General features: G+C 66.3%; 23 protein-coding genes. 15 read left to right on the top strand and 8 right to left on the bottom strand.

The features are described 5' to 3' along the window. The first annotated feature begins 13 nt into the window (after window positions 1–13). The 4 genes from Q0Q02_RS17160 to Q0Q02_RS17145 all read left to right on the top strand — a co-directional run bounded on the left by Q0Q02_RS17160 (window position 14) and on the right by Q0Q02_RS17145 (window position 4076). Window positions 14–889 carry a branched-chain amino acid ABC transporter permease gene (locus tag Q0Q02_RS17160; protein ID WP_293811099.1) on the top strand — a complete coding sequence of 292 codons (876 nt, stop codon included), beginning with the start codon at window positions 14–16 and terminating at the stop codon, window positions 887–889. Further along, complete coding sequence (locus Q0Q02_RS17155; protein ID WP_293811097.1) at window positions 886–2667, top strand: branched-chain amino acid ABC transporter ATP-binding protein/permease; 1782 nt, start codon at window positions 886–888, stop codon at window positions 2665–2667. Before Q0Q02_RS17160 ends, Q0Q02_RS17155 begins: the two co-directional genes overlap by 4 nt. Beyond that, on the top strand, window positions 2654–3385 hold the full coding sequence (locus Q0Q02_RS17150; RefSeq protein WP_293811096.1) for an ABC transporter ATP-binding protein: 732 nt from the start codon (window positions 2654–2656) through the stop codon (window positions 3383–3385). Before Q0Q02_RS17155 ends, Q0Q02_RS17150 begins: the two co-directional genes overlap by 14 nt. Before the next feature lie 181 nt (window positions 3386–3566). After that, window positions 3567–4076: an Arm DNA-binding domain-containing protein gene (locus Q0Q02_RS17145; protein ID WP_293811094.1), complete on the top strand. Its 510-nt coding sequence runs from the start codon at window positions 3567–3569 to the stop codon at window positions 4074–4076. Here the strand turns inward: Q0Q02_RS17145 and Q0Q02_RS17140 are convergent. Both Q0Q02_RS17140 and Q0Q02_RS17135 read right to left on the bottom strand, forming a co-directional pair. Further along, window positions 4030–4491, bottom strand: coding sequence for a hypothetical protein (locus tag Q0Q02_RS17140; RefSeq protein ID WP_293811092.1), 462 nt, complete (start codon window positions 4489–4491; stop codon window positions 4030–4032). The two genes, Q0Q02_RS17145 and Q0Q02_RS17140, sit on opposite strands and share 47 nt — an antisense overlap. A gap of 56 nt (window positions 4492–4547) precedes the next feature. Then, complete coding sequence (locus Q0Q02_RS17135; RefSeq protein WP_293811091.1) at window positions 4548–4976, bottom strand: Rrf2 family transcriptional regulator; 429 nt, start codon at window positions 4974–4976, stop codon at window positions 4548–4550. 466 nt (window positions 4977–5442) lie between these two features. On the opposite strand from Q0Q02_RS17135, the gene Q0Q02_RS17130 reads away from it, so the two are divergent. Together Q0Q02_RS17130 and Q0Q02_RS17125 are read left to right on the top strand one after the other, a co-directional pair. Then, window positions 5443–5844, top strand: coding sequence for a DUF6455 family protein (locus Q0Q02_RS17130; protein WP_293811089.1), 402 nt, complete (start codon window positions 5443–5445; stop codon window positions 5842–5844). A 489-nt stretch (window positions 5845–6333) separates the two neighbouring features. After that, entirely contained in the window at window positions 6334–7281 is a 948-nt protein-coding gene (locus tag Q0Q02_RS17125) for an N-carbamoyl-D-amino-acid hydrolase (RefSeq protein ID WP_293811087.1), read from the top strand. Between the two features lie 18 nt (window positions 7282–7299). On the opposite strand, the gene hydA is transcribed toward Q0Q02_RS17125, so the two are convergent. Next, window positions 7300–8742, bottom strand: coding sequence for a dihydropyrimidinase (gene hydA / locus Q0Q02_RS17120; protein ID WP_293811085.1), 1443 nt, complete (start codon window positions 8740–8742; stop codon window positions 7300–7302). A gap of 71 nt (window positions 8743–8813) precedes the next feature. On the opposite strand from hydA, the gene Q0Q02_RS17115 reads away from it, so the two are divergent. Further along, the gene (locus Q0Q02_RS17115) at window positions 8814–9665 is read left to right on the top strand and encodes a hypothetical protein (protein WP_293811084.1); all 852 of its coding nucleotides are present in this window, start codon (window positions 8814–8816) and stop codon (window positions 9663–9665) included. A 21-nt stretch (window positions 9666–9686) separates the two neighbouring features. Here the strand turns inward: Q0Q02_RS17115 and Q0Q02_RS17110 are convergent, their stop codons facing one another. The 5 genes from Q0Q02_RS17110 to Q0Q02_RS17090 form a co-directional block, all read right to left on the bottom strand. Next, window positions 9687–10361 carry an amino acid ABC transporter permease gene (locus tag Q0Q02_RS17110; protein ID WP_293811082.1) on the bottom strand — a complete coding sequence of 225 codons (675 nt, stop codon included), beginning with the start codon at window positions 10359–10361 and terminating at the stop codon, window positions 9687–9689. Beyond that, complete coding sequence (locus Q0Q02_RS17105) at window positions 10361–11035, bottom strand: amino acid ABC transporter permease (RefSeq protein ID WP_293811081.1); 675 nt, start codon at window positions 11033–11035, stop codon at window positions 10361–10363. The genes Q0Q02_RS17110 and Q0Q02_RS17105 overlap by 1 nt, the downstream gene beginning before the upstream one ends. Window positions 11036–11043: 8 nt before the next feature. Beyond that, window positions 11044–11793: an amino acid ABC transporter ATP-binding protein gene (locus Q0Q02_RS17100; RefSeq protein WP_293811079.1), complete on the bottom strand. Its 750-nt coding sequence runs from the start codon at window positions 11791–11793 to the stop codon at window positions 11044–11046. 14 nt (window positions 11794–11807) lie between these two features. After that, window positions 11808–12683, bottom strand: a complete 876-nt coding sequence (locus tag Q0Q02_RS17095; RefSeq protein WP_293811077.1) for an ABC transporter substrate-binding protein — start codon at window positions 12681–12683, stop codon at window positions 11808–11810. A gap of 145 nt (window positions 12684–12828) precedes the next feature. Continuing rightward, complete coding sequence (locus Q0Q02_RS17090) at window positions 12829–13755, bottom strand: LysR family transcriptional regulator (RefSeq protein ID WP_293811075.1); 927 nt, start codon at window positions 13753–13755, stop codon at window positions 12829–12831. Between the two features lie 118 nt (window positions 13756–13873). On the opposite strand from Q0Q02_RS17090, the gene Q0Q02_RS17085 reads away from it, so the two are divergent. The 8 genes from Q0Q02_RS17085 to Q0Q02_RS17050 are packed head-to-tail and all read left to right on the top strand — an operon-like array spanning window position 13874 to window position 22126. After that, a complete protein-coding gene (locus Q0Q02_RS17085; RefSeq protein WP_293811073.1) occupies window positions 13874–14971 on the top strand; it encodes a DUF917 family protein in 1098 nt (365 codons plus the stop codon). A gap of 44 nt (window positions 14972–15015) precedes the next feature. Continuing rightward, window positions 15016–16365 carry an amidohydrolase family protein gene (locus Q0Q02_RS17080; RefSeq protein WP_293811071.1) on the top strand — a complete coding sequence of 450 codons (1350 nt, stop codon included), beginning with the start codon at window positions 15016–15018 and terminating at the stop codon, window positions 16363–16365. A 4-nt stretch (window positions 16366–16369) separates the two neighbouring features. Next, window positions 16370–17614 carry a Zn-dependent hydrolase gene (locus tag Q0Q02_RS17075; RefSeq protein WP_293811070.1) on the top strand — a complete coding sequence of 415 codons (1245 nt, stop codon included), beginning with the start codon at window positions 16370–16372 and terminating at the stop codon, window positions 17612–17614. Between the two features lie 4 nt (window positions 17615–17618). Further along, on the top strand, window positions 17619–18281 hold the full coding sequence (locus Q0Q02_RS17070; protein WP_293811068.1) for a flavin reductase family protein: 663 nt from the start codon (window positions 17619–17621) through the stop codon (window positions 18279–18281). Next, complete coding sequence (locus Q0Q02_RS17065; protein WP_293811067.1) at window positions 18278–18961, top strand: aspartate/glutamate racemase family protein; 684 nt, start codon at window positions 18278–18280, stop codon at window positions 18959–18961. Before Q0Q02_RS17070 ends, Q0Q02_RS17065 begins: the two co-directional genes overlap by 4 nt. 2 nt (window positions 18962–18963) lie before the next feature. Further along, the gene (locus tag Q0Q02_RS17060; protein ID WP_293811066.1) at window positions 18964–20403 is read left to right on the top strand and encodes an FAD-binding oxidoreductase; all 1440 of its coding nucleotides are present in this window, start codon (window positions 18964–18966) and stop codon (window positions 20401–20403) included. Window positions 20404–20411: 8 nt separating this feature from the next. Further along, the gene (locus Q0Q02_RS17055; protein ID WP_293811064.1) at window positions 20412–21341 is read left to right on the top strand and encodes a dihydrodipicolinate synthase family protein; all 930 of its coding nucleotides are present in this window, start codon (window positions 20412–20414) and stop codon (window positions 21339–21341) included. Then, a complete protein-coding gene (locus Q0Q02_RS17050; RefSeq protein WP_293811062.1) occupies window positions 21341–22126 on the top strand; it encodes an SDR family oxidoreductase in 786 nt (261 codons plus the stop codon). Before Q0Q02_RS17055 ends, Q0Q02_RS17050 begins: the two co-directional genes overlap by 1 nt. The last annotated feature ends 94 nt before the right edge of the window (window positions 22127–22220 follow it).

Below are 22220 nucleotides of genomic sequence, written 5' to 3'. Positions count from 1 at the left end.
GCGCGGTAGATAGATGGATCTCGTTCTTCAGCTTCTCTTCACGGGCATCGGCATCGGCTCGGTCTATGCGCTCGTCGCGCTCGGCTTCGTCCTGATCTTCCGGGCCACCAATGTCGTGAACTTCGCGCAGGGCGAGTTCTCGATGGTGGCCGCCTTCCTGATGGTGGTCTTCTCCCTCAAGATCGGCCTGCCTTACTGGATCGCCTTCGTCCTGGCCCTGGTCTGCATGGCGGGCTTGGGCGCCGTCTTCAATCTGGCGGTGTACTACCCGCTGCGGCACCGCACCTATCTGCCGGTCATCATCTCGACGATCGGCGCCTCGATCTTCATGGCCAATACCACGCTGTCGATCCACGGACCCGAACCGGAGGTCCTGTCAGGCTGGTTCGACACGCCCGGCTTCATGCTCGGCCCGGTCTATCTCGACAACCAGTACGTCCTGATCATCGTGGTCACGGCGCTGCTGGTCGTGCTGCAATATTGGTTCTTCGAGCACACATTGCTTGGCAAGAAGCTGCAGGCGACCTCCCAGGACAAGGAGATGGCCTCGCTGCTCGGCATCCCCGTCGCGGTGATGATCATGATCACCTTCGTCTATTCGGCGGTGATCGGCGGCATCGCCGGCATCCTCGTCGCGCCGGTACTCTTCGTCTCGATCGGCATGGGCGCGACCATCGCGCTGAAGGCTTTCGCCGCGACGATCATCGGCGGCTTCGGCGACGTCACCGGGGCGATCATCGGCGGGCTTGCGCTCGGCGTCATCGAGACTTTCGGCGCCGCCTATATCTCGGTGCCCTACAAGGACGGCTTCGCCTTCCTGGTGCTGATCGCCTTCCTGATCTTCCGGCCGCAGGGCATCTTCGGCGAGCGCGTGGCGGAAAAAGCATGAGCACGACCGAAACCTCCACCGCCACCGGGGCTGTCCGGCCGCGCCTGCGCTGGGGCGTCCCGGCCTTCGCCGTGCTCGTTCTGGCCGCGATGGTGCTCGCCATCGCCGTGCCGAAGACCGGCTACATCCTCAACATCTCGTTGCAGGCGACGACCTACGCCATCGCCGTGCTCGGCCTGACGATCGTGCTGGGCCTCTGCGGTCAGATCAATCTGGCACAGGCCGCCTTCTTCGGGCTCGGCGCCTATGCGGTCGGCATCGGCCAGACCGAATACAGCCTGAATTTCTGGGTCTGCCTGTTGATCGGCACCGGTATGGCAGCGGGCTTCGGCGCGCTGCTCGGCGCCTCGACGCTCCGGCTCGGCGGGCATTATCTCGCGATGGTCACGATCTCCTTCCAGCAGATCGTCACGCTTGTGCTGATAAACTGGATTCCGGTGACAAAGGGACCGGACGGCGTGCGCGCCATCCCGCGCCCCAGCTTCCTCGCCGACGGTTCGAGCTATCTTGCCTTCTGCATCGCCATGCTCGCCGGCCTCGGCTTCCTCGTCTGGCGCTTGCGCGACACCAAGCTCGGCCGTGCCATGCGGGCAGTGCGCGACAACGAGTTGGCCGCAGGGGTCGCCGGCGTCGACGTCTACCGCACCAAAGTCACCGCCTTCGCGTTGTCGGCCGTCCTCGGCGGCATCGGCGGCGGCCTCTTCGCAGGCGGTTTCGCCTATGTCAGCCCGGACCAGTTCTCCTTCGCGGAATCGGTGGTGTTCCTGACCATGGTGCTGCTCGGCGGCGTCGCCTCGCCGATCGGCGCCGTCATCGGCACGGGACTGCTGATCCTGCTTCCCGAGTGGCTGCGCTTCCTGAAGAGCATCCCCGGCCTCTATCTCGCGATCTACGGCGCCGCGGTGGTCCTGATCATGCTGTTCATGCCGGACGGCATCTGGGGTTATCTGCGCAGCCGGCTCGACCGCTTCAAGCGCGCCGTGCTGCCGAGCCGCACGGCTACCACGCTGGCCCTGTCGGGCGGCGGCGAAGGCGCCGAGACCGTGCTGGAGGTGCGCGGGCTCTCCAAGCATTTCGGCGGTCTGAAGGCTGTCGACGAGGTCGATCTCACCATCAAGCGCGGCGGCGTCCATGCCTTGATCGGCCCGAACGGCTCCGGCAAGACCACGACGCTGAACGTGCTCTCCGGCCTCTACCGGGCGACGGCCGGTACCATCGAACTCAACGGACAGGACATCACGGACCTGCCGCCGCATGCCCGCACCAAGGCCGGGCTCGGCCGCACCTTCCAGAACATCCGGCTCTGGCGCTCGATGACGGCGCTGGAGAACGTCATGGTCGGCGCCGAGCGCCCCGGGAGCCCGGTGGACAACGATCCCGCCGCGCTGCTGGCGCGGGCGCGCGCTGCGCTCGCCTTCGTCGACCTGGAGGACCGGGCCGACGAGATCGTGGCGAACTTCTCCTATGGCCATCAGCGCGCGGTCGAAATCGCCCGTGCGCTCGCCGGAGACCCGGTACTGCTCCTGCTCGACGAGCCGGGCGCGGGCCTGAACTCCTCGGAGAAGGTCGAATTGCGCAATTTGCTCAAGCGCATCTCGGCCCGTGGCCTCACCATCCTGATCATCGACCACGACATGACGCTGGTGAGCGAAGTCGCCCAGCACATCACCGTGCTGAATTTCGGCCGCCGCATCGCCGACGGCTATTCCGCCGACGTGCTGAAACATCCCGACGTGATCGCGGCCTATCTGGGAACGACGCCCGATGTCCCTGCTTGAACTCAAATCGCTCGTCGTCCGCTACGGCGAGGTCGAAGCCGTCGACGGCATCTCGCTCGTCGTCGAAGCCGGCGAGGTCGTCACCTTGCTCGGCTCGAACGGTGCGGGCAAATCGACGACGCTGCGCGCCATCTCCGGCCTCGCCAAACCGGCCTCGGGCGATATCCTGTTCGAGGGGCAGTCGATCGTCGGCCTGAAGCCCGAGGAGATCGTGCGCCGCGGCATCGCCCATGTGCCGGAAGGCCGGCGCGTCTTTCCGGGCTTGAGCGTGCGCGAAAACATCATGCTCGGCGCCTCGAACCGGCGCGGCATGAAGACCTCGGCGATCAGGCGCGAGGCGGACGAGATGTTCGATCTCTTCCCCGATATCCGGCGCTTCGCCGACGCGCTGGGCTGGACGCTCTCGGGCGGCCAGCAGCAGATGGTCGCGGTCGCGCGCGGGCTGATGGCGAAGCCGCGCATCCTGCTGCTTGACGAGCCTTCGCTCGGCCTCGCTCCCGTCATCGTCCAGGCAGTCTTCGCGATCATCGCCGAGATTCGCCGGCGCGGAACGACCGTGCTGCTGGTCGAGCAGAATGCCCGCATGGGCCTGTCGGTCGCCGACCGCGGCTATGTGCTGGAAACCGGCAAGCTCGTGCTGGCCGGCACACCGGAGCAGCTCTGGTCGAACGAAGAAATCCGCGCCGCCTATCTCGGGGGACGCAAGGCCGTGGCATAGCGGCTCCCAGACACGTCCCGGCGCGCGTCAGCAGATCGTCCGGACCGCACCCGTGAAGCCCGCCGATTCGTGTCTTCGAGCGCGTTCAGCGGCGCGGCTTTGCGCGAGCCGTCCCGCACACCCGGCGGCTGCAAGCTCTTGATTTTATGATCCCTCTGGAAATCGATCGCTTGGCGGGATGATGGCCGGCGCGATCAATAAGCTTTCGGCTCGGAAGGTCGAGACGGTTACCAAGGAGGGGCGCGATGGCAATGGCCTCCATCTGTATGTGGACGCCAGCGGTGCGAAGCGCTGGCTTTCCCTCTTTCGGTGGGATGGCAAGCTGAAGGAAATGGGATCGGGTAGCGTCTCGCGAGTATCACCCGCCAATGCCCGATCATGTGCTGCAGAGGCGAGGACGGTACTCGCCGCAGGACAGAACCCGATCCTGCATGGGCGTATCGCCGCCCAGCGCCGCAGTGCGGTGCCGACCTTCCGTACATTCACCGATGAGTTGCTGCCCGAGATCTGCAAGGGCTTTCGCAATGAGAAACACCCGGCCCAGTGGGCGAACACACTGAAGGCCTATGCCGCCTGTCTGGACGATGTCCCCGTTGACGGCGTGACAACCGATCTCGTCCTCAAAGTCCTGACGCCCATCTGGCCTATCCGAGGCCAGCCCCGATCCGCAGGGCTTCCTCGGCCTCGTTGATACGACGGGACAGCGGTATCGCGCCTGTCGCTCCGGGCAACGGACACAGAGCGCGCAAGGCTAGGTCGCAGACGCCGTCGGCAAAATCGGATAAGGATGCGGCGGCATGAAGCGGCAAAACCGCCAGGGCGGACTCGACGAAGAGATCGCGCGCATCGACGACGTGCTCGGGCGCCAGTTCCGGAAACGCCTCGAACACCGCCGCCAGGCCGCCGCCATGATCGCCGGTACGTGCGCCCAGCGCCGCGATGAAATGCGTGAGGCCGTGCTCGAATTCGCACCAGCGGTTGCCGACGACGCGGTCGAGCGGGCGGCGCAGGCGGGGGTGGGCACGCAGCCGCTCGCTCAGGGCGGCGACGACGTCGTGCAAGCTGTCCTCGTCGAGGCCGAAGGCTTGATCGAACACCAGCCGCATCTATCGCCGCTCCTTCCTGCCGCTCGCCTCACGGAGCGTTGGCGCGATGCCCTGCCTCAGGCCGCCGGCGCGAGGCCGAAATCCGCCGGGTTCAGCATTAGATCGGCCAGGCTGTAGCGATCGACCGTGGCGAGGAAGGCGGCCAGCGCCTCGTGGAGGACGCCCTGGAGCCGGCAACGCGGAGCGATCGCGCAGTCCTTGCCGCCGCCGAAGCACTCGACCAGCGCGAAATCGGGTTCCGTCAGGCGCAGGACCTCGCCGATCCCGATCTCGGACGGCGCTTTGGCTAGGACGAGCCCGCCGGAGCGACCGCGGACGGCCCGAAGCAAACCAGCCCTGGTAAGCTGATGGCAGACCTTCATCAGATGCGAGCGCGAAATCCGGTAGGTCGCAGCCGTCTCCTCGATCGTGATCAGGCGCTCGCCCCGGCTTGCCGCATACATCAGGACCCTGAGTGAATAATCGGAAAATCGCGTCAGTCGCATGAGCCATCCCGTATGTTCCGGCGAATTGCCCCGACAGACCGTTCCATCCCGAAGAGACGAGCCCCTCGTCGCAGCCGCCCGCGAAAACCGGGCGAGCGCTACACGAAGAGCATGACGAAGGCCATTCCGACAACGACCAGAACAAGTCCCCATATCAGCATCGGCACCAACGTGCTGTCGGTGCCGGCTGCGTCACGCGGTCGGCCGATCATGGTTGGCTTCCCCTAAAAGATACATTCTTAGTTCATCTTTATGGCGGAAAAGATGTATTGTAAATTCCGATTTTGCGCCGAATTGCCATGGCACGGCGCCGCTGCCCGCAAGCGTCCAATGGACGGGAGTCTGCCTCGGCCAGAGGCGGAGGATGGCGCCGCACGAGCACGCAATCCATGATGGGAAGTTTGAGCTATCGCAACGAAGCTTGCTGCCAACGAGGTCATAGTTGTGTGGGGGCGTGGAGGTTGCCATGCAGATCGTCGAAACGGTTCGCCAGTGGTGGCGCGTTCAATCCCATCTGAGAAAGCTGGAAGCACTCGGCCCGGCAGCGATGGCCGAACTGGCTCGGGACAATGCCATTCCCGAGGCTGATCTGCGCCAGCTCGCAGCCCGCAACGAGGCAGACTCTGCTCTCCTTCCCCGACTGCTCAAGCGCCTGGGGATCGACCCCGAGCAACTGGCGCACAGGCAAGCGAGCGTGCTGCGGGACATGGCGATCGTCTGCGCGGGGTGTGCGATGACACGCCGATGCCGCAGCGACCTTAGCCAGCAAGACGCTCCCCTGCGCCACGGGCGGTATTGCCCGAACACGGAGACCATCAGGGCACTGCGCCAAGGTGCCGAGGCGGGGGCGCGACCAAGCGAATTCTAAACACTGCCGATCGGGCTCTCGCTTATGCCCGCGCTTCTCGCCGGCGGCCGATCCGCGCTTCAGCTACCGGGCCGAGGATGTCGTCGCCACGCTCGAGGACGGCTGAATCAGGACTGCATCGCCTCAGTAGCGCCGACGATTTCAGCGGAAACGACGCGACATGGTCCTAGCTTTTTTGCGCCCAAGCCACCCATTTAGGTTGGGGCGAACCGGGCCTGCTTAGTGCAACGGACGGATTGCCCCCGATACCGATCCGTTACACCGATCCCAACCGGAGCCGGGACAATTTTCCCTCGCGCATCGCGGGGCTATCCCGGAGCCTTCCTCGGCCCACATACGCCCGTAACTGAATAACATCGGGTTATATCTGGCCCCGAATAAAGCATGAGAACAATGGAGGCAGGACCTCTAGAGCTTGTTCTTCGGGGACCGGCCCATCGCGGCGCTTCCCGACAGAACCAGATCATAGGTCACGCCAGGAAGTCGTCGATGTCCCGCCTCATTACCGTCGCCGCTGCACAGTTGGGCCCGATCCAGCGGGCCGACAGCCGCAAGCAGGTCGTCGACCGGATGATCGCGCTGCTGGAGAAGGCGAAGGCGCAGGGCGCGACCTTCGTTGTGTTTCCCGAGCTCGCGCTGACCACCTTCTTCCCACGCTGGTACCATGAGGATCGCGCCGAGGCGGATCAATGGTTCGAGCGCAGCATGCCCGGCCCGGAAACGCAGGCGCTGTTCGACAAGGCGCGGGCACTCGGCCTCGCCATGAGCTTCGGTTATGCCGAACTCACCCCCGAAGGTCGGCACTTCAACAGCTCGATCCTGGTCGACCGCAGCGGGCGGGTCGTCGCCAAGTACCGCAAGATCCATCTGCCCGGCCATGTCGAGTTCGACCCTGAGCGGGCGCATCAGCATCTCGAGAAGCGCTATTTCGAGCCGGGCGATCTCGGCTTCCCGGTCTGGGAATTCGAGGGTGGGCTGTTCGGCATGGCGATCTGCAACGACCGGCGCTGGCCCGAGACCTATCGCGTCATGGGATTGCAGGGCGTCGAGATGGTCGTGCTCGGCTACAACACCCCCTCCGCCAATTCGCAATCGCCCAACGAGACGGTGGCCGATCGCCTGTTCCACCATCGCCTGTCGGTGCAGGCCGGCGCCTACCAGAACTCGACCTGGGTCGTGGCCGTCGGCAAGGCCGGCACGGAGGATGGGCATCACCTTTTCGGGGGAACGCTGATCGCGGCGCCGGACGGCAAGATCGTCGGCGAACTCGACCATGAGGAGGACGGCGTACTCGTCCACCCTTGCGATCTCGACGACACCCGCTTCGGCAAGGCGACGATCTTCGATTTCATTCGCCATCGCCGCGTCGAGCATTACGGCCTGCTGACCGAGCGCACCGGCGTCGGCGCCCCGCTCGGAAAGCCGGAGGGCGCCTGAGCGCCCTCCTTGGCGACCTCAGCCGAACGGGTCGAACAGCGTCGGGAAACGGCCCGTCGGCGCGATCTCGGCATAGGGCCCCCGCGCCAGCAATTGCCCGTCACCCGGCTGCGCCAGCACGCGCTTGCCGTCGAAGACGAGGCGGCCGCGCTGGTAGGTCGCCGTCGGATAACCCTGCACCTCCATGCCCTCATAGGGCGTGTAGTCGCTGCCGTGATGCTGCATGGCATTGGTGAGCGTGACGCGCCGGGCGGGATCGAACAGCACGATATCGGCATCGGCCCCGACCGCGAGCGCGCCCTTGCGTGGCGCCAGCCCAAAACGCCTGGCCGGATTGGTCGCGACGAGATCGACGAAGCGGCGCAGATCGATGCGGCCCTTGGCGACACCTTCCGAGTAGAGAATGGGCAACCGCGCCGCCAGGCCGGGCACGCCGTTCGGGATCTTGTTGAAGGGCGCGTTCTCGCCATGCTGCTTCTTGCCGCGCGGATCGTCATAGCGCAGCGGCGAATGGTCGGACGAGACGATGTCGATGACGCCGTCGCGCAGGAACTGCCAGAGCGCCTCGCGATCGGCGCCGGAGCGCAAGGCCGGCGAGATCATGAACTTCGCGCCTTCGAAACCCGGCCGGTCCATATCGGCCTCGTCGAGCACGAGATACTGAGTGCAAGTCTCCGCCCATGCCTTCTGCCCGCACCTCTGCGCCCGCTCGACCTCCTCGCCAGACTGCCGGCCCGAGACGTGGAAGATCTGAACCGGCGTATCCAGCGCTTCGGCCAGCGCCAGGATGCGATGCGTCGCCTCACGCTCGACCACCATGGGCTTGGCCCAGGCGAGATGACGCGGCGCCGTCTGCCCGGCCGCCAGCAGCGCCTGCGTCAGCCAGGTGATCAGCTCGTGATGCTCGGCATGGACGCAGACGAGCGCGCCTGCGCGCCTGGCCGCCGCCAGCGTCTGCAGGATCTGTGCGTCACCAAGCCGGTTGCTGTCATAGGTCATGAAGATCTTGACCGAGCGGTGCCCGGCCTCGACCAGCGCAGGCAATTCGCGCTCCAGCACCTCGTGCGTCGGATCATTGACCAGCAGATGGAAGGCGTGATCGATCCGGGCTTGCTTCGCCTTCTCGGCATAGGCGGCGACCGCGCCGGCCAGCGAGCCGCCGCGGATCTGCGGGGCGTGGCAGACGACCGTCGTCGTGCCGCCCGCAGCGGCGGAAGCCGTGCCGCTGTCGAAGCCATCGGCGATGTCGGCGCCCGAGGAAAAGGGCTGGTCGAGATGGACATGACTGTCCACGCCGCCGGGCAGGACGAGCTGCCCTCGCGCATCGACCTCCTGCCTGCCGCGCGGCAGCCCCGCGCCGATCGCGGCGATGACGCCTCCCGTTACGCCGATATCGAACGCTCCGATATCGGTAGCGGTCACGGCCGTGCCGCCGCGGATGACGAGATCGAATTCGCTCATGGTCTTTCTCTCTATGCGGCGGGGGCCGTGAAACGGCAGCCCGCGGCGCGCGAAACAGCAACGAGATCAGAATGAAAACGGAATTGCGCGTAGCCCTCGGCGACAGGCTCTACGGTATCGAGCGCCCTTGGGGCATCCTGCCCACGACGCCGGGCCGGATCACCGATCTCGCGGTCGACAAGGATGGGCTCGTGCATGTCCTGCTGCGCCGCGACGGCGCCATCGACCCGGATGGGCCTTGCGTCGTCACGCTGGCGGCCGATGGCGGCTTCCTGCGGAGCTGGGGCGAGATGCTGTGCGTCGATGCCCACAAGATCGCGACAACGCCCGATGGCGGCCTCGCCATCGTCGATCGCGACGCGCATCGCATTCTCTTCTGCGATATCGAAGGGCAGTTGCACAGGCAGATCGGCGAAAGCCACCGGCCGGGCCGCCCCTTCAACCACCCCAGCGATATCGCCTTCGCGCCCGATGGCGGCTTCTATGTCGCGGATGGTTACGGCAATGGCCGGATCCATCGTTTCGACGCCGATGGCAGCCTGATCGCGAGCTGGGGCTCGGTCGGAACGGCGCCGGGCGCCTTCCTGACGCCGCATGGCATCTGCGTGCTCAGCGACGGGCGCGTGATCGTCGCGGATCGCGAGAACAGCCGCGTACAGAGCTTCACGGCCGAAGGCGAGTGCCTCGCGGTCTGGGACGCCTTCCTGCGGCCGCAGGATGTCGTCGCCGATGCGGAGGACCGGATTCATGTCTGCGATTCCATCCCGACGCTGAGCCTGCTCTCCGCCGATGGCGCGCTGCTCGGGCGATGCCGCCCCGTGCTCAACGGAGCCCATGGCCTCTGGCTCGGCCCTGCCGGCGACATCTTCCTCGCCGAGACCAACCCGAACCGCATCACCCGCCTCTTTCCCGTCGCCGCCTGACGCGACAGGCGGGTTTCCTCCTCACGCAGCCGAGACGGCCGTGCGGTTCTGCAGACGCGAGACCAGCCGCACGAAGGGCCAGAACATCAGGAAGTAGACGATCGCCACCGCGATCAGCGGCGTCGGATTATAGAGCAGACCCTGGGCGAGCTGGGCCGAGCGCAGCAACTCCTGCAAGGCGACGGCAGAGGCGATCGAGGTCTGCTTCACCAGCTCGACCGTGTTGCTGATCAGATCCGGCAGCACATTGCGCGTGCCCTGCGGCACCACGACATGGATCATGCTCTTGTACCAGCTCAAGCCCGTAGAGCGGGCCGCCTCGCGCTGGCCCTTCGGCACGGATTCGATGCCGGCGCGGAAGATCTCGGCGAAATAGCTTGACCCGTTCAGCGTCAGGGCCAGCACGGCGGCGGTGAATTCGTTGAGCTTCAGGCCAAGGAAAGGCAGGCCGAAGAAGATGAAGATCAGCAGCACCAGCGGCGGGATGGCGCGCATCACATCGACATAGGCGATCAGCAGGAAGCGCAGCAGCTTGTTCGGCACATCCTGCGCCATGGCGATGGCGATGCCTGTGATTACCGAGAGCGGCACCGCGACGGCGGCCAACGCCAGCGTCATCCAGAAGCCCTGCAGCAGCAGCGGCCAGACCTGCTTGAGGACGTCGATGTTGAGGAAGGTCGTGACGAGATCGTCCATCATGACCTCGGATGCGCATAGGCGTGTTCGAGCCAGCGCGTGAAGCGCACGAAGGGCAGGAACAGCACGAGGAAGAGAAGCGCGCCGACGGTCAGCGCCGTCGGGTTGGCGACGTTGGACTGAATGCTCGACGTCACGTTGAGAAGCTCGGGCACCGCCACGACCGAGCCCAGCGTCGTGCCTTTGCTGATGCCGATGGCGCGGTTGGTCAATGGCGGGATCGAGATGCGCACCACCTGGGGCAGGATGATATAGGCCAGCGTCCTGGTGAAGGAGAGGCCGGTAGAGCGGCCGGCTTCCCACTGCCCCTTCGGCACGGCGTTGATACCGGCCCAGAAGATCTCCTCGGCAAAGGCCGAAAGCACGATCGCGAGCGCCAGCACCGTCGCGGTGATGGGTTCCAGCACCAGCCCGAAATAAGGCAGCGCGAAATAGGCCAGCACGATCAGGACGAGCTGGGGGATCGAGCGGAAGAAATCGATGTAGAAGATGATCAGCCAGTTCAGCGGCCGGATGCCGTAGAGCCTGAGGATCGCCAGCGCGAGGCCGAGCGGAATACCGATCAGGACCGTCAGGATCGACATCTGGACGGTGATCAGGAAGCCGCGCAAGATGTCCGGCCAGAAGGCCGACATCAGCGAGAAATCGAAGAAATAGCGGACGATCTGATCCATGCGTACCGTCAGCCGTGCGAGCGCATCACGAAGTCGCGGATGCGCTGGTGCTGCGGGTTGATCAGGATCTCCTGCGGCGTGCCCTCGGCCAGGATCGCGCCATGATCCATGAAGACGACGCGATCGGCGACGTCGCGCGCGAACTTCATCTCATGGGTCACCACGATCATGGTCATGCCCATTTCCTTGGTGCGGACCATGACGTTGAGGACTTCGCCGACGAGCTCGGGATCGAGCGCCGAGGTCGGCTCGTCGAAGAGCATGACCTGCGGCTCCAGCGCCATGGCGCGGGCAATGCCGACGCGCTGTTGCTGGCCGCCTGACAACTCGGCCGGATAGGCGTCGGCCTTGTGAGCGAGGCCGACGACTTCGAGATGGCGACGGGCTTTTTGCTCCGCCTCCTCCTTGCCGAGGCCCACGACCTTGCGCAACGCCAGGGAAACGTTCCCCAGCGCCGTCTTGTGCGGGTAGAGATGGATGCCCTGGAAGACCATGCCGATCCCGCGGCGCAGACGGTCGAGATCGACTTTGGGACCGGTGACCACCTGCCCGCCGACGCGGATCGTGCCTGCCGTCGGCTCCTCAAGCCGGTTGATGCAGCGCAGGCAGGTGCTTTTGCCCGAACCGGAGGAACCGACGATCACGACGGCCTCGCCCTTGCCGACCTTGAGATCGACGCCGCGCAGAACCTCGACATTGCCGAAGCTCTTGCGCAGCCCCTCGATCGACACGATCGTCTCGGGCGACGAAGCCGTCATGGCGGGCTGCGAGCTCACTTGCACGCGGCCTTGTGTTCGGTCGCGTCATAGCCTTCGAAATCAGGCGCGCCGGTGCCGGGATAGATCTTGGCGGTCGAGGAATCCGCCGCCGGCTTCACGCCGAACCATTTCTCGTGAAGCTGGGCCAGCGTGCCGTCGCTCTTGATGCATTCCAGCGCGATCTCGACCTTGGCCCGGAAAGCCGCATCTTCCTTGCGGAAGGCGATGCCGAAATTGCGGCCGCCATCGAGCACGAAGGGGACTTCCGCCATCGGCGTCTGCGTCGCGACATAGCGCGAGACCGGGGCGTCGGCGACATTGGCGAAGGCCCGCCCGATCATCACCGCCTGCACGGCGTCGGCGTTCTTGTTGTATCGCTGGATAGTGAAGCCATATTTCGCTTCGTTGTCGGTCAGCCACTTGTCCGAGATCGAGCCGTTATTGACGGTCAATGCCTTGCCCTTCAGGTCCTCGAGACCGGCAATCTTGCCGCCCTTCTTGACGAGGAAGCCGAGGCCCGTCGGCATATAGGGCTCGCTGAACAGCATCTGCGCCGCGCGCTCGGTGGTAATGTTGGTCGGCGCCGGGATCATCTCATAACGCTTGGAGAACAAGCCGGCGAAGATCGCCGAGAAGTTCGAATCCGTCACGTCGACACCGGGGCGCCCGAGCTGCTTCGCCAGCGCGGCCGACATGTCATAGGTGAAGCCGGTCGTCTCGCCGGTCGGCGTCTTGAAGCAGAACGGCGCGAAGCCGAGATCGCAAGCCACCTTCAGCTTCTCGCCCTGCGGATGGTCGGCGTCCTGCGCCATGGCCGGCATGGCGAGCATGGCCGCGAGCATGGCGCCCGCGGCGACGGCCCGCGTCAGGTTGATCGAATTCAGCTTCATGTTTCCCGCTCCCGTTATGCGTGGTGGCTACACTGCGATTGCTGCACCCCTGTCCCTGCAACAATCCGGCCACGTCCAAAGGGAGCCTAACAGGGCCAAATCATGCCCAGCCAATCATTTATTGTCGGGTGGCCATAACCTGATGTTAAGCTCCCTCTTCGCCTTCCCCAGTATGCTTGGCGGGTGGAGGCGGGACCAGGTTCCGCAAGATGTCGACAAACGCGCTTGCCGTGCGCGACAGCGGCTCGAAGCGCGGCGTCAGCAAATGAGCGCGGACCCGCGTCTTCGGCGCGAGCGGGCGCGACACCAATTCCGGCCAGGTTCGCCCGCGCAGCACGAATTCGTCGACCACCGCGACGCCAGCACCCGCACGCACCATGGCGCAGGCGACCGGGGTGAAGCGGACGACGGTGCTGATCCGCAGCGGCTCGGATTTCAAGGTGAGCGCGCGGCCGACGACATCGCCATAGGGTGTCTGCGACCCGAAGCCGATCAGCGGATAGGGCGCGAGATCGGCCGGCCGGATGACGCGCAGCCGCGCGAGCGCATGGTCGCGCGGCATGATGACCATGAGCCGCCCTTCGGTGAGCACTTCCATGTCGAGCGTCGGCTCGTCGACGGGCAGGATCGAGACGCCGAGATCGGCCCGGCCAGCCACGACCTTGGCGATGATCTCGAGGATGGTCAGCACCTCGAACTCGACGCGCAGATCGGGAAAGCGCTCGCGCAGGCGAGCGATGGCATCGGGAACCAGGGTCTGGCCGACACTCGGGCTCGCGACGATCCGGACCGAGCCGGTGCCACGCTCGCGCAATTCCTCGGCGAGCTCGTTGACCCTGACCACACCCTGATGGACCTGATCGACCTCCTGGAAGAGACGGCGCGCCTCGGGCGTCGGCTGCACGCGGCCGCGCACGCGCTCGAACAGGCGCAGCGCCAATCGATCCTCTGTATAGGCCAGCAGGCGGCTGATGGCGGGCTGCGAGACCGAGAGCAGGCGGGCCGCACCGCTGATCGAGCCGGTGATCATGATGGCCCGGAAGACTTCGATCTGCCGGAGATTGAGGCGCATGGCGATAACATCCAATTATGGTCGGTCGCATAATAAGCATGATTCATTTCGCGCCTAGCGCCCTAAGCTCGACCCCATGCCGGCCACGATCGGCGCGGGAGAAGGACGGAGCCGGCCGATGAGACGCATTCTGACGAGCAGGGATGTCGAGGCCGCAGTTGCCGGCGGGTCGGTCTTCGCGGCAGGCGGCGGCGGCTGGGCCGATCACGGCCGGATGCTCGGCACTGCCGCGGTCAATACCGGCAGGCCCGAACTCGTCACCATGGACGAGATTCCCGACGATGCGATCATCGCCACGGCTGCCGCCATCGGTGCGCCCGGCGGCACGACCGAGTGGGAGATGTGGGGCATCGACTACGTCAAGGCCGTGCAATTGCTGCAGGAGGCTCTGGGCAAGCCGATCTACGGCCTGATCATCGGCCAGAACGGCATGTCGAGCACGCTGAACGCCTGGCTGCCGAGCGCGATCCTCGGCGTCAAGGTCGTCGATGCCGTCGGCGACATCCGCGCCCATCCCACTGGCGACATGGGTTCGATCGGCCTCGCCAACAGCCCGGAAGCGACGATCCAGGTCGCGGTCGGCGGTAACCGTTCGAAGAACCAGTATATCGAGCTGGTGACGCGCGGTGCGACCGCCAAGATCTCGCCGATCCTGCGCACGGCGTCCGACATGTCGGGCGGCTTCATCGCCTCCTGCCGCAACCCGGTTTCGGCGGCCTATGTCCGCAAGAACGCGGCGCTCGGCGGCATCTCGATGGCGCTGGCGCTGGGCGAGCGCATCCTCGCCGCCAAGCCGAAGGGCGGCAGCGCCGTGATCGACGCGATCTGCGACGAGACCGGCGGCTCGATCATCGCGCGCGGCACCGTCGCGAAGAAGGATGTGCGCTACACCAACGAGGCCTTCGATATCGGTACGATCCAGGTCGGCACCGGGGCAGCCGCCCGCGTCATCCATGTCATGAACGAGTACATGGCGGTGACAGATCCCGACGGCGCCCGCCACGCCTGCTTCCCGGACGTGATCACCACGCTCGACAATGACGGCCAGCCGGTCAGTGCCGGCCATGTCCGCGAGGGCATGGAACTCTCGGTGCTGCGCGTGCCCAAGAGCAAGATCCCGCTCAGCTCCAGCGTCACCGACCCCAGCGTCTATCCGATCGTCGAAAAGGCGCTCGGCATGAACTTCACCGATTACGCGCTCGGCCGCGAAGGCTGAGCGCATCCTTACGTCTATCACCTGAATAACCGGATACCCCGACCATGAGCGATTTCGATCTCGTCCTTCGCGGCAATATCGTGCTGGCCGACCAGATCATCGAGGACGGCTATGTCGCCGTCAGCGGCGGCAAGGTCGGCAAGGTCGGCCGGGGCACGCCGCCCTCGGCCCGCGAGACCCAGGATTTCCGCGGCCAGTGGATCATGCCGGGCGTGATCGACGGGCAGGTCCATTCCGGCAGCCAGGCCAATCACGAGGGCATCGGCATGTGCTCGCGGGCGGCTGCGGCCGGCGGCGTCACCGTGATGGTCGACATGCCCTATGACGAGCCGGAGCCCGTCACCAGCGCAAAACTCTTCAACGAGAAGGTCGCGGTGGTCGAGCGCGACGCCCATGTCGATGTCGCGCTCTATGCCACGATCACCATCGAGAACGGCCTGCATGCCATTCCGGGCCTCGTTGAAGCCGGCGCCTGCGCCTTCAAATTCTCGACCTTCGAGGCCAACCCGACGCGCTTTCCCCGCATCGGCGACGACACGCTCTACGAGGCCTTCAAGCTGATCGAGCCGACCGGCCTGCTCTGCGGCGTCCATAACCAGGACCAGGAGATGACCCGGCGCAATATCGCCAGATTGATCGAGGCCGGAGATACCGGCCCGGACGCCTTCCTGCGCGCCCATACCCCGCTGGTCGAGAATCTCGCGACCGCCCGCATCTACGAGATCGGCGCCGAGACCGGCGCTCGGGCCCATGCTGTCCACGTCTCGACCTCGCGCGGCTTTGAGATCTGCAACATGTACAAGCGCGCCGGCACCAAGGCGACGGTCGAGAGCTGCGTGCAGTACTTCATGCTCAATGCCGAGGAGCATGTGCCGCGCTTCGGAGCCAAGGTGAAGCACTACCCGCCGATCCGCCCCAAGGCCGAGAGCGAGTTGCTCTGGAGCCATCTCGCCGCCGGTCATTGCGACTTCATCTCGTCGGACCACGTCTCTTGGGGGCTGGAAAAGAAGGGCGATCCGATGGTCTTCAAGAACACCTCGGGCGGGCCGGGGATCGAGACACTGCTGCCGGCGCTGTGGACCGGCTGCGAGGAGCATGGGCTCTCGCCCACCATCGTGGTCAAGCAGCTTTGCGAGGGCCCGGCCAAGGCCTTCCTGCTCGCCGACAAGGGCCGGCTCGAAGCCGGCGCCGATGCCGACATCACCGTGCTGGAGCCCGGCCGCTTCATCCATGACCCGAGCAAGAGCCTGTCGGCCGTGAAGTGGAGTTCGATGGAGGGCCGTGAGTTCCGCGTCCGCGTCGCCGCGACCTATGTCCGCGGCCAGCTCGCCTGGGACGGCAAGGAGATCCGCAACAAGGCCGGCGACGGCCGCTTCCTGCGCCCGGCAGCGTAAGCCTATGTCGATCAATCAGGACCGGCTCTGGCGGCGCATCGAGACGCTCTCCGGGATCACCGACCCGGAGCGCCCGTGGACGCGCCGCTCCTTCACCGCGCGCTTTCTCGAAGGCCGCGAATGGCTGGCAGCGGAATTCCGCGAAGCCGGGCTGGAAACGGAGCTCGACGCGGCCGGCAACCTGATCGGCCGGCTTGCCGGCGCCGATCCGAGCCTGAAGCCGATTCTGATCGGCTCGCATTCCGACACGGTGCCCTCAGGCGGGCGCTATGACGGCATTCTCGGCGTGCTCGCCGCGCTGGAGGTCGCGCAGAGCTTCAGCGAGCGCGGCGACCGCCTGCGCCATACGCTGGAGGTCGTCGATTTCCTGGCGGAGGAGCCGAGCGAGTTCGGCCTGTCCTGCATCGGCAGCCGTGCGCTCGCCGGCACCTTGACGCAAGAGCATCTGGCGCTGATCCGCCCGGACGGCCTGACGCTGCGCGAAGGCATCGGTTTCGTCGGCGGGCGGCCGGCGGAGCTGGCCTCGGTCAAGCGGCCGAGCGATGGCATCGCGGCCTATGTCGAGGTCCATATCGAGCAGGGCCGCGTGCTGGAGAACGAGCGCATCCCGATCGGCATCGTCACCGATATCGTCGGCATCCGCCGCGAGCGCATTATCGTCACCGGCCGGGCCGACCATGCGGGTGCTACGCCGATGCCGCTGCGGGCCGATGCGCTTGTCGGCGCTGCGAAGCTGATCGAGGCCGCCTACAAGCGCGCACTCGCAACGGCGCGGGACAACCAGCCGCTCGTCGCCACCTTCGGGCGCATCGAGGTTAGCCCCAACGCCTCGAACGCCGTGCCGGGCGAGGCCGTGCTGACGCTCGAAGTCCGCTCCGGCAACGAGGCCGCGGTGAAGGCCTTCGGCGAAGCTCTGGTTCGCGACCTGCGCCCTGCCCTCGAAGAGCTTCGCCTCACGATCGCGGTCGAGCCGATCAGCCATGTCGCGCCGACCGCCTGCGCGCCGGAGGTCCGCTCGGCCATCGCGAACGCTTCGACTTCGCTCGGGCTCGCCACGCGTGACCTGCCGAGCGGCGCCGGCCACGACGGCGTCCACATCGCCCATATCGGCCCGGTCGGCATGATCTTCGTGCCCTGCCTCGAAGGGCGCAGCCATGCGCCGGAGGAATCGATTACGCCGGACCAGGCCGGCGACGGCGCCCGCGTTCTCGCCGAGACGGTGCGCCTGCTCGACGTGCAGCTGGGCTAAGGCGATGGACTGGGCAGCGGACGACCTCAGGGAGCGCGATCTCTACAAGCTTCTGGTCAACACGGTGCTGCCGCGCCCGATCGCACTCGTCACCACGGTCGACGAGAAGGGCAGCGCCAATGCCGCGCCCTTCAGCTTCTTCAACGTCTTCAGCCATGCGCCGCCGCTGGTCGTGCTCGGCATCGAGGGCCGCAGCGGCACCGAGCCGCTGAAGGACACGATGCGCAATATCCGCGAGACTGGCGGCTTCGTCGTCAATCTCGTCGACCGGGCGATGGTCGCAGCGATGCAGGTCTGTGCCATCGACTTTCCCTCCGAGGTCGATGAGATCGCAGCAGCCGGGCTCGACACCGTGGCGAGCGCCAAGGTCGCGGCGCCGCGGCTTGCCGCCTCGCCCGTCCAGCTCGAATGCCGCGAGACGGTCTCGCTCTCGTTCGGCAGCAAGCATCGCAATCTCGTCGTCGGTGAGATCGTCCATCTCCATATCCGCGACGGCATCGTCAACGAACGGCTACATGTCGATATCGACAAGCTCGACCTCGTCGGCCGTCTGCACGGCGCCGACTGGTATCTCGGCCTGGGCGACCGCTTCCAGGAGCCGCGCCAGACGCTGGACGGCTGGCGCGACCGGGCCCGAGCCAGCATTCCCGAAGGAGAGGTGTCGTGAGCGGCACGGTCTACGTCATCAACCCGAACTCGACCGAGCGCGTGACCCGCGAGATCGACGTCGCGATCGCGCCCCTGCGCATGGCCGGCGGCCCGGCGATCGAATGCCTGACGCTGGCTGACGGGCCGCCCGGCATCCAGTCGCAGCGCGATGTCGATGGGCTGATTCCCGCCCTGCTCAAGCGGGCCGCAAGCCTTGAAAACGACGCTTCCGCCTTCGTCGTCGCCTGCTTCTCCGATCCCGGCATGCATGCCCTGCGCGAGCAAAGCACGAAGCCCGTGCTCGGCATCGCCGAATGCGGGGTGCTGACGGCGCTGACGCTCGGCCAGCGCTTCGGCATCGTCGCCATGCTGCAGAACTCGATCCCGCGTCACCTGCGCTATCTCGGCGCCATGGGCATGATGGGGCGCTTCGCCGGCGACCTGCCGGTGAACCTCACCATTCAGGAAATGGCCGACGAGCGGGTCACGCTGGAGCGCATGATCGGCGTCGGACGGACCTTGCGCGACACCCATCATGCCGACGTGCTGGTGATGGGCTGCGCCGGGATGGCGCGCTTCCGCGAGCCGCTGGAACGAGCGCTCGGCATCCCCATCGTCGAGCCAACCCAGGCCGCGGTGACCATGGCGATCGGGCGCGTCAGGCTGGGCTGGGGCGGGCGCCCTCTCGACGGAGGCTGACCATGGACAAGCTCACAGCTGAACTCGCCGGGCTCCTCGGCGAGGCGAATGTGCTCGTCTCCGCGCAGGACCAGGCCCCCTTCCTGACCGACTGGCTCGGCAAGTATCGCGGCGCCGCGCGGGCCGTAGTACGGCCGGGCTCGACCGAGGAGGTCGCCGCCGTGATGCGGCTCTGCGCCAGCCATGGCGTGCCGGTCGTGCCCCAGGGCGGCAATACCAGCATGTCCGGTGGTGCCACGCCTGATGAGACGGGCGAAGCCATCGTCTTGTCGCTTATGCGACTCAATCGCATTCGCAATATCGACTCCGTCAGCAATACGATCACCGTCGATGCCGGCGTCGTCCTGGCCAAGGTGCAGCAGGCGGCCGAGGCCGCCGGGCGCTTCTTTCCGCTGAGCCTCGGCGCCGAGGGCAGCTGCACCATCGGCGGCAATCTCGCGGCCAATGCCGGCGGCGTCGCCGTGCTGCGCTACGGCACGATGCGGGAGCTCACGCTGGGGCTTGAGGTCGTGCTGGCCGACGGACGCATCTGGGACGGGCTGACAGCGCTCCGCAAGGACAATACCGGCTACGCGCTCCGCGATCTCTTCATCGGCTCCGAAGGAACGCTCGGCATCATCACCGGTGCAGTACTCAAGCTCTTCGCCCGGCCGCAGGCGCGTGCCACCGCCTTCGTCGCCGTGCGGGATACAGCTGCGGCCTTGTCGCTGCTCGGTGCGGTCCGCGATCGCTGCGGGGACCGCGTCACCGCCTTCGAATTCATGACCGGCGACTGCCTCGCGCTGATCCTTCAGCATATCGCCGACGCGCGCCTGCCACTGGCGGAGATGCCGCCGGCCGCCGTGCTGATCGAACTGTCCGATCAGGATGACGAGGTGGCGTTGCGTGAAAAGCTTGAAGCCGCGCTGGTCGGCGGGGTCGAGGCCGGGCTCGCCATCGATGCAGCCGTGGCTCAGGACGGCACCCAAGCCAAGGCGTTCTGGCGCATCCGCGAAGGCGTGTCTGAGGCGCTGGTGCGCGCCGGCAAGGCGGCCAAGCACGACGTCTCAATGCCGGTCTCAGCCATGGCGGAGTTCGTCGCCGCGGCCGATACCGCCGTCAGGGCGGCGGCGCCCAGTGTCCGGCCAATCGTGTTCGGCCATCTCGGCGACGGCAACCTGCATTACAACCTGCTGCCGGGCATGGATCAGGACCCGGCTGCGTTCGCGGCGCTCGCGCCCGAACTGACCCGCATCGTCCATGACGAGATCGGCCGCTGGCGCGGCTCGATCAGCGCCGAACACGGCATCGGCCAGTTGCGCGTCGGCGAGATGGCGCTCCGAAAGGCGCCGATCGAGTTCGACCTGATGCGCTCGTTGAAAGACCTGCTCGACCCCGCGGGGCTGCTCAACCCTGGCAAGCTTCTACCAGGCAAGCCCTCACCTTCTCACACGAACAACTGAGGACCATCATGGCTCTGCTCGACGAAACCGCTGACGGCGTCTACGTCATCGCGGTGACGCCCTTCACCGAAACCGGCGCGCTCGATCTCGACAGCACCGACCGCATGGTCGATTTCTACCTGGAGAAGGGCGCGACCGGCCTCACCGTGCTTGGCATGATGGGCGAGGCGCCGAAGCTGACGGCCGAGGAATCCCGCATCTTCGTACGCCGCGTGCTGAAGCGGGTCGACGGACGCGTTCCGGTCGTTGCCGGCGTCTCGGCAGCCGGCTTCGCCGCGATGGCCGAGCTCAGCGAAAGTGTGATGAGCGACGGCGCGGCCGGCGTCATGGTCGCGCCGCCCTCGAACCTGCGCACCGACGACCAGATCGTCTCCTACTACGCCATGGTGGCGGAGACGCTGGGCCCGAAGACCCCCTTCGTGCTGCAGGATTTTCCGCTGGTCACACAGGTCCAGATCACGTCCGCCGTGATCCTGAAAATCGTCGCCGCCCACCCGTCCTGCGTCATGCTCAAGCACGAGGATTGGCCGGGGCTCGCCAAGATCTCGGCGCTGCGCGCGGCAAGTGACAAGGGCGGACGCCGCATCTCGATCCTTGTCGGCAATGGCGGGATGTTCCTGCCGGAGGAATTGTCGCGCGGGGCCAACGGCGCCATGACCGGCTTCGCCTATCCCGAGATGATGGTCGATGTCTGGAAGGCGCATGCGGCCGGCCAGGTCGAGCGGGCGCATGACCTGTTCGACGCCTATCTGCCGCTGGCGCGCTACGAGCAGCAGCCCGGTCTTGGCCTCGCCATCCGCAAGTACACGCTGGCGAAGCGCGGCGCGATCGCCTCGGGCAGCCTGCGCAAGCCCGGCGGAGCGCTGTCGAAGTCCGATATCGCCGATATCGAACGGCTCATCGCGCGGCAGGAACGGCGCCTGAAGGAGATCGGCTGATGGACCTCGGACTTGTTGGAAAGCGCGCCCTTGTATTGGGCGCCAGCCGTGGGCTCGGCGCGGTGATCGCGCAGACGCTCGCCGCGGAGGGTGCAACCGTCATCGCAGCGGCACGCAGCACCGACGTCACGGAAAACTGGATCGCCGGCCTGCCGGCCGGGCAGCGCGGCCGCGCCAGCGCAACGAAGCTCGACCTTGCCGATATCGCCTCGGTCGATGCACTTGCGGACAAGCTGATCGCGGAAGGCGGCATCGACATCCTGATCGGCAATTCCGGCGGTCCGCCCCCCGGTGAAGCGCGCGATGCGAAGCGCGAGGACTGGCTCAGGCATTTCGAAGGTATGGCGGCCAACCTGTTCCATCTGGCGCAGCGCCTGCTGCCTGGTATGACGGAGCGCGGCTTCGGCCGGATCGTCACCATCGCCTCCTCCGGCGTGGAGCAACCGATCCCACGGCTCGCCCTGTCCAACGGAATCCGCGCCGCCGTGATCGGCTGGTCGAAAACGCTGGCCTCGGAGGTCGCGGGCAGCGGCGTCACGGTCAACGTCGTGCTCCCGGGCCGGATCCACACTGAGCGCGTCGACCAGCTTGACGATGCCGCAGCGGCCCGCAACGGCGGCACCCGCGAGGCCGTGGCGCAGGCCTCGATGGCGGCAATCCCCGCCGGCCGCTACGGCAAACCGCAGGAATTCGCCGATGTCGTCACATTCCTCGCAAGCGAGCGGGCGAGCTATATGACGGGTGCAAAAATCCGCATCGACGGAGGCATGATCCGCGGAATTTGAAACCGCTCCCCGTAACGGTAGGTGAGTGTCCGCTTCCGGCCAGGAGGTCAATATCGCCTCCTGTGAAGGGTTTCGGATGCCGGCCCGTGCGAGC

The organism is uncultured Allobosea sp., from assembly GCF_945956895.1.
In the GTDB taxonomy this organism is placed as follows: domain Bacteria; phylum Pseudomonadota; class Alphaproteobacteria; order Rhizobiales; family Beijerinckiaceae; genus Allobosea.
This window is presented reverse-complemented; position numbering and strand designations above follow the sequence as displayed.